The organism is Veillonella intestinalis (assembly GCF_943192895.1).
GTDB lineage: Bacteria > Bacillota > Negativicutes > Veillonellales > Veillonellaceae > Veillonella_A > Veillonella_A intestinalis.
This window is the reverse complement of the sequence record NZ_CALPCB010000004.1, coordinates 64,207-75,664: the sequence shown is the minus strand read 5'-3', so window position 1 is coordinate 75,664 and position 11,458 is coordinate 64,207. Positions and strand designations below refer to the sequence as shown.

Sequence of the window (11,458 nt, the reverse complement as noted above, 5' to 3'; positions counted from 1 at the left end):
AACCATTATGGTTGCGAAAATACTCTTGGTGCTGCTACTTCAAATATTTCAGCAATCGTTTTCAAATATTTACCTTCAATTAATGTCCGTTTCCGTTCACTTTTCGTAATCAACCACAACTGGCGACCATTATAGGTAATTCGCAATAAACTATTAATATATTCATTAAAGTCCTCTTCACCCATAGCTTCTTGCAAAGCTAACAGTTTTGAATGAATTGGTTCGCCTTGATACTCAGGCCGTTCTAACACGGGTGTAAAGGTGACTTCATACACAGACTTAGATACTTCATTAGGACCTGCACCATTCATAAATTGATCCATAGTCGGACCTCCTTTATTTATATACATTAATACCTACTTCTCCATAGTACCAAACTTTCCTTACTTTGCCTATGGCAAAAGCACAGTAACCGCCACAAATAACAAATTATCATACCTTGTATGCACAAATTTCTATAGTTCTCTTTGATTACTAAGAGCTCCCAAGCCTCTTGCAATCACCGTCAGGCTAAATATCAAAGTCACTACTAGTCCTTATACCCTACCCAGTACTGCATTGACAGTGGACATCTATTTTGCTATCATGATTACAAAATGAATATGACCTACAAGGTGAATGACTTAATAGGAAAGAGCAGTAAAAGCTGCCGCGGTCCCGCCGCTGTAAGAGGGAGCAGAATCGATAAGCCACTGGAAACACTCTGGGAAGGTGATTGTTGCGAGGAACTTGAGCCAGAAGACCTGCCTTGTTGGATAACCTATAACCCACGAGCGATGGCGAGGTTAATCGATGTCACTATCTGTACTATACACTGACTAGTAGTACCACATATTCATATAGTTAGTTTCTAGAAGCTAGCTACTTAGTAGAATATGTCAACCGTCATGTGCCTAGCAATTCTAGTGTATTGCTTACAACCTCCCTTACTAAGGGGAGGTTATTTTTGTATTTATTATTTATTTTATTTTCCATTTTTTATCACGAGGAGTGAATGAAATGAGCAAACAATTTTTCAAAAAAACATTAGCTACCACACTAGCAGTAGCCGCTTTAACAGGCTTTGGCTTCCTTGGTGCACAAACAGAAGCAGCGTACCAATTGAGCGATGAAGTAAAAACTGCCACACCAGCTCTATTAGAAGCTACCGAAATCGGTGTTCGCACTTATAATACGGATAATGCAGAACTTGCCAAAGCTCCTAACAAAGATGCTATCGTAGTAATGAGTTTTGGTACTACTTTCAAAGATACTCGAGCTAAAACAATTGATGCTACTATCAATGAAATCAAAGCTCAACATCCTGGTGTAAAAGTAGTTACTGCTTTCACTTCTCATATTATTATCGACCGCATCAAAGCAAATGAAGGCATTACCTACCCTACTCCTGAAGAAGCATTAGATCAATTAAAAGCGGAGGGGTATACACGTGTAGCTTTAACTACTTTAGATATAATCCCAGGCATTGAATATAAATATAAAACAGGCGTTTACAACCAATATAAACATAATTTCAAAAAAATGACCTTTGGTACTCCACTCATGTACTGGATGGGCCAAGAAGGTCAAACCGATGACATTGCTAAAACAGTGGAAGCGGTAGCTACTCAATTCCCTAAAACAGGTGATAAAGATGCCGTATTGATTATGGCTCATGGTACGCCAGATCCATCCAATGCTTACTATGCCGTAATCCAAGACCGCCTCGATTCAGCAGGCCTTAAAAATGCCTACATTTATACTGTAGAAGGTTGGCCAAGCCTTGAGGATATTGTGCCTCAATTAAAAGCTAAAGGTGTTAACCATGTAACCTTAATGCCATTTATGATGGTAGCTGGCGATCATGCTAATAATGATATGGCTGGGGATGAACCAGATTCCCATAAATCAATTCTCCAAGCTGATGGTTTCAAAGTAGATACTTACATTCATGGCCTTGGTGAAAACCAAAAAGTCCGTGATCTCTTTGCCGCGCATGCCCAAGAAGCTTGGGAAGCACTACAAAAAGAAGATGCCAAATAAGGTAAAAACTCTATGAAATCAGTAACTCGAATTTTCCTTATATTAACATCACTGCTTGTAGCCATGACAGTCTTAGTAGGCTGTAGTAAAACAGACTCTACTAAGAGCGGCGAAACCCGTACGATTACTTATAAGGATCAAAGTTATACCGTACCAGCAAATCCACAACGGATTGCTACCTTAGCCAACTCTTTACTTAACTTTCTTGATGCCATTGATGGCAAATCCATTAGTCGCGTAGATTCAAGCGATGCCCTCTCCGATGAATTAAAAGCTCTCCCTTCACTAGGGCAAACAGCCAATATCAATATGGAGGAATTACTAAGTTTAAAACCAGACTTAGTAATAGGTCTTAGCAATCAGCATGGCAAATATGAAAGTCAATTGCAAAGTAATAAACTACCACACATCTTAGTAAGCTATGATGGCATTAAAGACAATGTGCCGCTACTCCTCTTCTTAGGTGAACTAACTCATCATGAAGACAAAGCTAAAGAGGTAGTTTCTCAATACAATGCTAATATTGAAAAAGTAAAGAGTGCTGTAAAAACGTTAACGCCAGCACGAGTAGCTGTTTTACGAGCTACGGGCAAAGCCGTTACGGCTGAAACTGAACTAGCTGTAACAGCTGCCATGGTCAAGGAATTAGGTATGACTAATGTAGTCTTACAACATGGTGATTTTGACAAATCGGCTAAAACCATTCCTTATTCACTAGAAACCTTAGCAGCTGATGATCCAGATATTATTTTTATCTCTACCATGGGTAAAAAAGAGGACATCACTAAAACGATGGAAAAGGAAATGACAAATAATCCGGCTTGGCAAAATCTAAAAGCAGTAAAAAATGGCAAAGTATTTTATTTACCATCTAATTTATTCTTGTTAAATCCAGGCTTACATACACCGGAGGCTATGGCAGAATTAGCCAATATGGCCTATGGTATTACTGTAACCTTCTAACACGGGAAAATATAATAAAATAATAAGGATACTATACCTTATAAGGCTAACAAAAAAGGGCTGTAACAATGTCGGACATATCCGCATTTGTTACAGCCCCTTTTTATGAGCTACCTTTATAACAAGCCTTCAATCTTAATATAAGGACTTGCTTCAGGCCCTTCTTCAATTGTAGCCTCAACAGCAAATACAGTTTGTAATAAATCTGTAGTCATTACATCTTTTGGTGCTCCTACTGCTGCCAAATGCCCTTTATGAAGCACGGCAATTTGATCAGAGTAACGAGCCGCTTGATTCAACTCATGAAGAACCATCACAACCGTTAATCCTTGTTCCCGATTTAAACGACGCAATAATTCCATCACTTCAAACTGATGATTAATATCTAAATACGTTGTTGGTTCGTCTAATAGCAAAATCTCTGGTTCTTGCGCTAACGCCATAGCAATCCAAACCCTTTGCCGTTCCCCACCAGACAAAGACGATACCCGTTGATGACGTAAATGCGTTGTCTTAGTTACCGCCATAGCATCTTCTACGGCTTTACGATCTTCTCCAGCCGTATTTCGCCACCAATTCTGATGTGGGAAGCGCCCACAATAGATGAGTTCTTCTACGACCATATCTTTAGGTACTTCAGGGGACTGTGGCAAAAAGGCCATTTGCTGCGCTAATTGACGAGCCGAATAATCGCTTGTCAATCGCTCTCCAATAGCAATCGTTCCCTGCTTTGGTTTCACACTACCAGTAATGCATTTTAACAGCGTACTTTTGCCACAACCATTTGGCCCAATTAAAGTAGTAATTGCGCCAGTAGGCACAGACCAAGAAATATCTAATAGCACCTCTTTTTGCTCAAAGGAGACCGCTAAGTTCTGCACAGTAATTGCATCCATTACGCATCCCTCCGCAATAAGTACAAGAAGAACGGCGCCCCAAAGAAGGCCATAATAATACCTACCGGCACTTCTACAGGACTAAATAGTACCCGCCCTAATGTATCACTGATAACAAGCACCGCCGCCCCTAAACAGGCTGAACCAGGCAGTAAAAACTTATAATCCGTACCAATAATCATCCTTGCAATATGAGGAATTACAAGCCCCACAAAGCCAATAAGTCCCGCCACACTTACCGCACTGGCCGCTAAAAAAGCAGCTACCGCAGTCATTGTAAAACGAGTTTGTTCTACTGGTAACCCTAAGCCTTTAGCAGTTTCATCCCCCAAGCTTAAAATTGTTAAACGCTGAGATCCTAAAAAAGCAATAATAAGGCCTATGAGAGTATAGGGGGCTAGCAAATATACTTGCGGCCAACTACGAGCCGATAAGCCCCCTACCATCCAGAGTAAAGCTCCTTGCACGCGATCACCATAGAACACGAGTAAGGCGGAAATACCAGACCCTAAAAAGGCGGCTACCGCTACCCCCGCTAAAATAATACGAGTTGGTCGTATCCCATTTTTCCACGCTAAGGCGTACACCATAAGAGCAGCGCCTAAAGCGCCGACAAAAGCAACTAAAGGGACTAAATATTCCCAACTTGGAAAAAGGATTAAAATGATAACCCCTGCCAAGCCAGCGCCCGATGATACACCGACAATTTGTGGGTCTGCTAACGGGTTTTTCATAACAGCTTGTAAAATAGCCCCAGCAACGGCTAAATTAGCCCCTACTAAAGCCGCTACAATATTGCGTGGCAAGCGAATATTCCATATGACCATATCCTGTGTGTCTATTAGTTCAGAACTCCATAAGGTGTGCCAAATTTTGGTCAAAGTAATATCAGCAGAACCAAATATTAAGGACACAATCATAGCAATGAGAGCTAGTATTAAAAAGCCGAGCACCCATAAACTACGTTTTACATTGCGCTGCATAGCTTGGGCTGATTCAAGCTCCTTAGTCATGTTGTTTCGACTCGTTTCCTTGTACAAATAACATACCATCACGATTTACGCCCGTATATAAAAGAGCATTAACCACAGAAGCCGCAATAGGACTACCACCTTTATTCCCTTTTACCGTAATATATGGTACTGGCGATACTTCCATTAAATAATCTTTAGATTCAGCAGCCCCTACAAAACCTACAGGAATGCCGATAATAAGGGCTGGTTTAACACCTTCTTCAAGCGCTAAACGAAGCACTTCATATAAAGCAGTTGGTGCATTACCAATGGCTACAATCTGCCCGTCTAATTCTTTACCAAAAGTGCGCATAGCAGCAATTGAACGAGTTACCCCTAATTCTTTAGCTAAAGCAGCTACTTTTTCATCTTTAATTAAGCAATGAACTTCACTACCACGCAAAGCTAACGCTGGTTTATTAATACCGGTGCGCACCATTTCAACGTCACAGCATACATGAGCGCCATTTTGTAAGGCTTCAATCCCCTTTTTTACCGCATCAGGGCTAGTGCGTACTAATTGAGCATATTCCACATCACCAGAGGCATGAATAGTGCGAGAATACACACGCACTTCATCGTCAGTCAAATTTAAATCCTTTACATAAGGATAAATAATTTCCATACTTTTATCTTCAATAGCTTTTGGATTTTTAATGAATTCCACTTTTCTTGTCCTCCCATAAATCACAGAATTCCCGAGCCGTGGAAATGGTCATAGCCCCTTTAGCAGGCTCGGGACGATCAATAACAATAATATGTAAACCTAAATCAATAGCTGCTTGCAATTTCGTGTCAGAACCACCAACCAAACCAGAGTTTTTCATCACTACTACATCAGCCTGTGTGTCTGCAAACATTATACGATTCATATCATAGCTGAAAGGGCCTTGCATAGCAATAATTCGCTTTGGTGAAACACCTAAGTCTTCCATCATAGCCAATACTTCAGCCGTAGGCAAGACACGCGTCCACACATCCACATTTGCCAAAGCCTCTGCCTTAGCAAAGATATGCATAGTCTTACTACCAGTAGTCAAATACACTCGGTTATGTAATGATTTCGCTAAAGTACCTGCTAATTGAGCCGCTTCCACTTCATTGCTAACATGGTGCAATTTATCATAAACGGGCAGTGGCACTTCCTTCCGTTCAAAGCGCAAAAACGGAATTTTCATATCGGCTGCTGCCGCCCGTGCCGTAGCCGTTACCACAGCTGCATAGGGATGACTAGCATCAATAAGTAAACTAATCTCTTTATTGGCAATAATCTCTTTCATAGCGTCTGTATCGAGCCTGCCTGTATGCACTTCAATGCCTTCATGAGCCGCAAGCTGAGCCCCATACTGACTAACTACAGATACAAATACAGGTTGTCCTGTTGTTTCACGAACTGTTACAGCTAAATTGCGGCCATCTAATGTGCCCGCAATAACCCAAATCATAATTTGTAGCCTCGAGGCGTAATCATACGACCATTTTCTACATACGTTTGGCTGTTGCCGATAATAACTAAGGTCTGCATATCAATTTCTTCTTTAGTGAAATTCGCTAAATCAGAAATCACCATATGTTGACCAGGACGGCCCGCTTTTTGAACAATCCCAACTGGCGTTTTTGGATCGCGATGCTTCAATACTAATTCACGAACTTCATCTAAATGAGTAACCCGTTTTTTACTGCGTGGATTATATAAGGCAATAACCATATCCCCTTCAGCACTTAAATCAGCACGCTTTTTGATCAAATCCCATGGAGTCATTAAATCACTCAAAGAAATAACGGCAAAGTCATGCATTAAAGGAGCCCCTAACACAGCGGCGGCTACATTTACGGCGCTCAAGCCAGGAATAATTTCTACATCTGGACGTTGCTGTGCTGGCACTTTATTAGCCAATTCCATAACAAGTCCAGCCATGCCATAAATACCAGAATCACCACTAGAAATAACCACTACTTTATGACCTTCAATGGCTAAATCCACAGCTTGCTGACAACGATCTACTTCCTGCATCATAGCAGTGCCTACTTTTTCTTTATCTTTAATCAAATCAGCAATCAAATCAAGATATGTCAAATAACCAACTACGCGGTCTGCCGCTAAAATGGCTTCTTTCGCTTGTGGTGTCATAAATTCTTCATTACCAGGACCAATCCCAATTACTTTGATTGTACCTGTGCAATGGCTACCGTTGTTCGTGGATACACCGTTTTCGTTTGTAATAATGTTTGGCTCTTGGCCTGTAATAGTGCTGTTGTTTCGCATACGTTGCCTACTCCTATCGTTTCTTTAACAAAATTAGATTCTTCTAAATGCCTCTGTTCTATAAATGGGGCCATTTCTTCTTGTGTAAAAAAGTGAATGGGCCACTGTAATTCTTTAACTGCTGCTAATAAACCAACTTCGTCGGCCTTTACAATAACCGAAGCTGCGCTCGCTACACTTTTAGGTGAGCGATTCACGTGAGCTAAAGACTCTGAAATAGCCGTTAAAATTAGTTCTTTTGACGTATCTCGCCGACAGCCGATCCCCACTACCATAGTTGGTGGTCTTAATACTAAAGTTCTAGGACCTGTTGGCAATATTAAATCAGTGATAATCACTCGTGGTGCCTCTATCCCACCAGTTTCTAATAAAGCCTTCCCTGTTACGGTATGTGGATTAAACCGAATTAATTCAATCCCTTGTAACTTCGCCACCGCTTCATAATGATGTAAAAAATACAAAGTATCATCAATATAATACGGTACTGTTTCACGAGCCACTAACGCAGCATTAACTTCTTTTAATGCAGTAAAATTATCTACCTTACACTGTAGTTTACGAGCTAATACATCAGGAGCCGGAATACCATTAACATCAGTAGCCGTTGTAATCACAGGCGTAGCGCCCACAACGTCGGCAATTTCTGCAGTCCATTCATTCGCCCCACCTAAATGACCGGACAAAAGACTAATAGCAAATTGCCCTTGTTCATCCATAACGACTACGGCTGGATCTTCCGATTTATGCTTAATATAAGGAGCAATCATACGTACTACAATGCCTGTGGCCATAATAAAAAGCAACCGGTCATATGTCGTAAACCAAGTTTCCACATGAGGTTTCATGGAAGCAAAGGTAGTAGCTTTAGCACCACTAATACGCCCTTCTTTTTCAAAGCAAACTACTTCTGAATTCGTTTCAGCTGCCGTACTTAGTAAATGAGTACGCAAGGCCTGACCTAACTTCGCACCATGCGTCGTTACCGATATAATCGCGGTGCGCAAACTATTCATAGTATCACCTCAGTCTTTAGCGCTACGGTACATGTGGCTAAATCCTTTGTCATATAGTTTAGATAATTCATAATCACTATCTAACACTTTACTTACCACAATCATAGCCTGACGTAATACCCCTTCTTGACTTACAATATCAGCAATGGTTTCTAAGGTACCACGAATAATACGCTGATCTGGCCAAGAAGCTTTTACCACGATAGCTACTGGTGTTTTAGGGCTATAACCACCCTTTACTAATTCTTCTACCACACGGTCAATCATCTGTACGCTAAGGAAAATACACATAGTTGCTTCATGAGCTGCTAACATGCCTAACTTTTCTTTTGGCGGCATTGGTGTACGCCCTTCCATGCGCGTAATAATAACCGTTTGAGATACATTAGGTAGTGTATATTCCTGCTTTAAAGCTGCCGCCGTAGCCAAGAAGGAGCTAACGCCAGGTACTACAGCATAGGTAATATCTAACTCTTTAAGGCGATCCATTTGCTCTTGGATGGCGCCATAAATGGCTGGGTCACCCGTATGTAAACGAACAATCGCCTTACCTTCACTAGCCCCTCGTTTCATTACTTCAATGACTTCATCCAAATTCATAGTCGCACTATTATGAATTTCACAACCTTTTTTACAAGCTGCTAAAATATCTGGATTTACCAAAGATCCTGCATAAATAACAATGTCCGCTTCACTTACTAAGCGATACCCTTTGCGCGTAATTAATTCTGGATCCCCTGGGCCAGCCCCTACAAAATGCACTACTGGCGCGATTTGCGAGGACTGTTCTTGTGTAACTGCTTGTGCAGTTTCTACTGTACTCATACTACCAACTATACCTCCTACACTTCAGCTTGTTTAATAGCTGTAACAATAAAAATAGGACTCAATGGATTGAGCATATGATACGGTCCTGCTTTGCGGAACCGATTAATCTGCATTTGATACCCTTCGTAGGTAAAAGGTCTATCTTTCAACGCTTTTAAAATCGTATAACCTGTTTCCATAGTAACCGCAGTCACTACCAAACGGCCACCTGGTTTTAAAAGACGCTCTGACTCATCTAAAATAGCATCCATACCACCAGCACTGCCACCAATAATGATAGCATCTAAAGCGGGTAAATCAGCCATTCCTTCCGGTGCCTTGGCTTCAATGACAGTCATATTTGTCACATTAAACTTAGCCATGTTTTCTTTTATAAGCTCTACCCCTTTGGTGAAACGTTCAATAGCATATACATGACCTTTTGGGGCACCCAAAGCAGCCTCAATGGAAATCGAACCTGTCCCAGCACCTACATCTAAGACTTGGCTACCTTCTTGTACACGAGCTTCATTAAGAACGGCCATGCGAATTTCACGCTTCGTCATGGGCACGTCGCCACGAATAAATTCTTCATCGTCAATACCAAAAAAATGACGCATGTAATACTCCTTTATATTAATCTGCTTACCCAATTACAATCAATACAGAATGATAAAAACCTGCTAATTCCGTCATTGTCGCTAGGGATTGTTTTTCTATACGCTCATCTTCATAACTGAGTCGTTCACAGGCATACGCTATCGTATCCGCCGGCCAGCCATGGTCTAATAAACTCTGTGCAATAGCTGCTGGATTATGTTCTTTATCGGTTAGAAAACCTAACTTACGACCAGCTTCATATTGCAAGGCTGTTTCTGGTGGCACACGACCATGAAAACTCAATAAATCTGCATCCTGCCACACTTCGCCAATCCGTGCAAAGGCAAAAGTCATAGAACTAATACCAGGTACTACCTCAATAGGCACTAGGGGAAACTTCTTTTTTAAATAAGGCAGTAAACTATAATAACCGGTGTCACCACTAACTAAAACAACTACATCAGACAAGGCTAATTGAGTATCTATCCACTCAGCTAAAGCACTTAACTTACCCGTAATAGGATACGTAAGCTGTTCTGTCTGGGCAAAATCAAGCAATGCCCGTTCACTGCCCACTAATACCTTAGCTTCCTTAATTAAGGTTAGGCCACGGGGTACGACATACTCAGGATTACCTGGCCCAATGCCTACAACGTAGAGGGTATGTGCCATTGTTCTTCACCTCCTATACGTCGTGCCGTCTCATCTACTGCCAAAATTTGCCCATCTAAGGTTGCAATCATAATGCCTACTTGCGCTTCTTGTGCAATATATCGTTCAGAGCGCATAGAAGCTCTATCTGCTACGAGCTGATAAACTCCTTCTAAATGCTCCCGTGCTAAAATTGGCATGGCCGCTTCCGTAGTCCGGCATTCCATAAGTTCATGAGCTACTACTGTACTAGCTCCTTCCAAAGCCGCATAGGCAACAATAGTTTCCATGCGACCATCACTCATGCGATTATGGGTATGAAAACTTCCTGAAGCAAGTTTTATAATTTTACCAATATGACCAATAATCACAATCTTTTTGAAGCCTATTTTTACAGCCTGTTCTAACATAAAACCAATAAAATTGGACGTCTCCGCCATTTGGTTAATAGACACACCTAGCACATTTTGAGCTAATTCTTGACCAATTCGTCCTGGTACAAGAACCGCTGTTTCATAGCCAGCTGCCTTCATAACCTTTAATTGAGGCACCAACGAATTTTTGAATCCTTCTTCACTCATAGGTTTCACAATACCTGTAGTGCCAATAATAGAAATACCACCTTCAATACCTAATGTACTATTAAGAGTTTTGCGAGCTAAGATTTCCCCTTCAGGCACAGAAACTGTAACTATTACGCCTTGACCCTCAGTACAAAATTCCTGAAATACTGTAGTCATCATAGTTCGTGGTCCAGGATTAATAGCTGGTTCCCCTGGGGGCATAGCCAATCCTGATTTTGTAACAGTGCCTACACCAAAACCAGCCTTAAACTGTAACTGTCCATCAGTAGTTAACTGCACAGTGGTGACCACATCAGTGCCATGAGTAACATCAGGATCATCACCACCATCTTTCATAACCGTAGCCTTAGCTTCCGATGACGATAGAACCTCTACGGCTTTAATTGGCACCTCAATAGGCTGTCCTTGTGGATTAATAACAGTCACTTGGCTAGGAAATTCTTCTTGTAATAAAGCGAGTAAAGCCGCTTTCATACCTGCTGTAGCACACGAGCCAGTAGTATAACCGCCTCGCATTGATTCTACATCCATCCATACCTCCTTTGATGAAACGTGCCTTCTATGGAGCCCTCTTTCGCCTATGATATAAAGCTAAATTCACTATTTCAACTTATATCATGGCAAAGAGCAGCGGTATAAATCG

The 11,458-nt window shown here is 41.3% G+C and carries 13 protein-coding genes and 1 riboswitch; of the genes, 2 read left to right on the top strand and 11 right to left on the bottom strand.

Translation table 11 applies throughout. From position 1 onward, the window contains the following. Positions 1–5: 5 nt before the first annotated feature. Positions 6–323, bottom strand: coding sequence for a hypothetical protein (locus tag NFR27_RS04275; RefSeq protein ID WP_251454480.1), 318 nt, complete (start codon positions 321–323; stop codon positions 6–8). 272 nt (positions 324–595) lie between these two features. After that, positions 596–765, top strand: a riboswitch (cobalamin riboswitch). Between the two features lie 234 nt (positions 766–999). Here NFR27_RS04275 and NFR27_RS04270 point away from each other — a divergent pair. Together NFR27_RS04270 and NFR27_RS04265 are read left to right on the top strand one after the other, a co-directional pair. Beyond that, positions 1,000–2,022 (top strand): sirohydrochlorin cobaltochelatase, encoded by a 1,023-nt coding sequence (locus NFR27_RS04270; protein WP_251454477.1) that lies wholly within the window; start codon positions 1,000–1,002, stop codon positions 2,020–2,022. Between the two features lie 12 nt (positions 2,023–2,034). Further along, the gene (locus NFR27_RS04265) at positions 2,035–2,985 is read left to right on the top strand and encodes an ABC transporter substrate-binding protein (RefSeq protein WP_251454474.1); all 951 of its coding nucleotides are present in this window, start codon (positions 2,035–2,037) and stop codon (positions 2,983–2,985) included. 116 nt (positions 2,986–3,101) lie between these two features. On the opposite strand, the gene NFR27_RS04260 is transcribed toward NFR27_RS04265, so the two are convergent. Genes NFR27_RS04260 through cbiD form a run of 10 tightly spaced genes read right to left on the bottom strand, consistent with a single transcriptional unit; the run spans position 3,102 to position 11,346 of the window. Continuing rightward, positions 3,102–3,881 (bottom strand): ABC transporter ATP-binding protein, encoded by a 780-nt coding sequence (locus NFR27_RS04260; protein WP_251454471.1) that lies wholly within the window; start codon positions 3,879–3,881, stop codon positions 3,102–3,104. Next, the gene (locus tag NFR27_RS04255; protein WP_251441365.1) at positions 3,881–4,864 is read right to left on the bottom strand and encodes a FecCD family ABC transporter permease; all 984 of its coding nucleotides are present in this window, start codon (positions 4,862–4,864) and stop codon (positions 3,881–3,883) included. The genes NFR27_RS04260 and NFR27_RS04255 overlap by 1 nt, the downstream gene beginning before the upstream one ends. 22 nt (positions 4,865–4,886) lie before the next feature. Continuing rightward, the gene (locus NFR27_RS04250; RefSeq protein ID WP_251454468.1) at positions 4,887–5,561 is read right to left on the bottom strand and encodes a precorrin-8X methylmutase; all 675 of its coding nucleotides are present in this window, start codon (positions 5,559–5,561) and stop codon (positions 4,887–4,889) included. After that, the gene (cobK, locus tag NFR27_RS04245; RefSeq protein WP_251454465.1) at positions 5,548–6,339 is read right to left on the bottom strand and encodes a precorrin-6A reductase; all 792 of its coding nucleotides are present in this window, start codon (positions 6,337–6,339) and stop codon (positions 5,548–5,550) included. Before cobK ends, NFR27_RS04250 begins: the two co-directional genes overlap by 14 nt. Then, positions 6,336–7,025 (bottom strand): precorrin-3B C(17)-methyltransferase, encoded by a 690-nt coding sequence (gene cobJ, locus NFR27_RS04240; RefSeq protein WP_338146965.1) that lies wholly within the window; start codon positions 7,023–7,025, stop codon positions 6,336–6,338. The genes cobK and cobJ overlap by 4 nt, the downstream gene beginning before the upstream one ends. Positions 7,026–7,054: 29 nt before the next feature. Beyond that, complete coding sequence (locus NFR27_RS04235) at positions 7,055–8,173, bottom strand: cobalt-precorrin 5A hydrolase (protein WP_251454458.1); 1,119 nt, start codon at positions 8,171–8,173, stop codon at positions 7,055–7,057. Between the two features lie 9 nt (positions 8,174–8,182). Continuing rightward, positions 8,183–8,998: a precorrin-4 C(11)-methyltransferase gene (gene cobM / locus NFR27_RS04230; RefSeq protein ID WP_251454455.1), complete on the bottom strand. Its 816-nt coding sequence runs from the start codon at positions 8,996–8,998 to the stop codon at positions 8,183–8,185. Positions 8,999–9,015: 17 nt separating this feature from the next. After that, the gene (gene cbiT / locus NFR27_RS04225) at positions 9,016–9,600 is read right to left on the bottom strand and encodes a precorrin-6Y C5,15-methyltransferase (decarboxylating) subunit CbiT (protein WP_251454452.1); all 585 of its coding nucleotides are present in this window, start codon (positions 9,598–9,600) and stop codon (positions 9,016–9,018) included. A gap of 25 nt (positions 9,601–9,625) precedes the next feature. Beyond that, the gene (cbiE, locus tag NFR27_RS04220; RefSeq protein WP_251454449.1) at positions 9,626–10,252 is read right to left on the bottom strand and encodes a precorrin-6y C5,15-methyltransferase (decarboxylating) subunit CbiE; all 627 of its coding nucleotides are present in this window, start codon (positions 10,250–10,252) and stop codon (positions 9,626–9,628) included. Further along, positions 10,228–11,346: a cobalt-precorrin-5B (C(1))-methyltransferase CbiD gene (gene cbiD, locus NFR27_RS04215; RefSeq protein ID WP_251454447.1), complete on the bottom strand. Its 1,119-nt coding sequence runs from the start codon at positions 11,344–11,346 to the stop codon at positions 10,228–10,230. Before cbiD ends, cbiE begins: the two co-directional genes overlap by 25 nt. Positions 11,347–11,458 lie beyond the last annotated feature (112 nt).

Coding starts and splice junctions, on each gene's coding strand:
- cbiD (WP_251454447.1), bottom strand. CDS start 11,346: ATGGATGTAGAATCAATGCGAGGCGGTTATACTACTGGCTCGTGTGCT.
- NFR27_RS04265 (WP_251454474.1), top strand. CDS start 2,035: ATGAAATCAGTAACTCGAATTTTCCTTATATTAACATCACTGCTTGTA.
- NFR27_RS04270 (WP_251454477.1), top strand. CDS start 1,000: ATGAGCAAACAATTTTTCAAAAAAACATTAGCTACCACACTAGCAGTA.
- cobK (WP_251454465.1), bottom strand. CDS start 6,339: ATGATTTGGGTTATTGCGGGCACATTAGATGGCCGCAATTTAGCTGTA.
- NFR27_RS04235 (WP_251454458.1), bottom strand. CDS start 8,173: ATGAATAGTTTGCGCACCGCGATTATATCGGTAACGACGCATGGTGCG.
- cbiT (WP_251454452.1), bottom strand. CDS start 9,600: ATGCGTCATTTTTTTGGTATTGACGATGAAGAATTTATTCGTGGCGAC.
- cobM (WP_251454455.1), bottom strand. CDS start 8,998: ATGAGTACAGTAGAAACTGCACAAGCAGTTACACAAGAACAGTCCTCG.
- cbiE (WP_251454449.1), bottom strand. CDS start 10,252: ATGGCACATACCCTCTACGTTGTAGGCATTGGGCCAGGTAATCCTGAG.
- NFR27_RS04255 (WP_251441365.1), bottom strand. CDS start 4,864: ATGCAGCGCAATGTAAAACGTAGTTTATGGGTGCTCGGCTTTTTAATA.
- NFR27_RS04275 (WP_251454480.1), bottom strand. CDS start 323: ATGGATCAATTTATGAATGGTGCAGGTCCTAATGAAGTATCTAAGTCT.
- cobJ (WP_338146965.1), bottom strand. CDS start 7,025: ATGACACCACAAGCGAAAGAAGCCATTTTAGCGGCAGACCGCGTAGTT.
- NFR27_RS04260 (WP_251454471.1), bottom strand. CDS start 3,881: ATGGATGCAATTACTGTGCAGAACTTAGCGGTCTCCTTTGAGCAAAAA.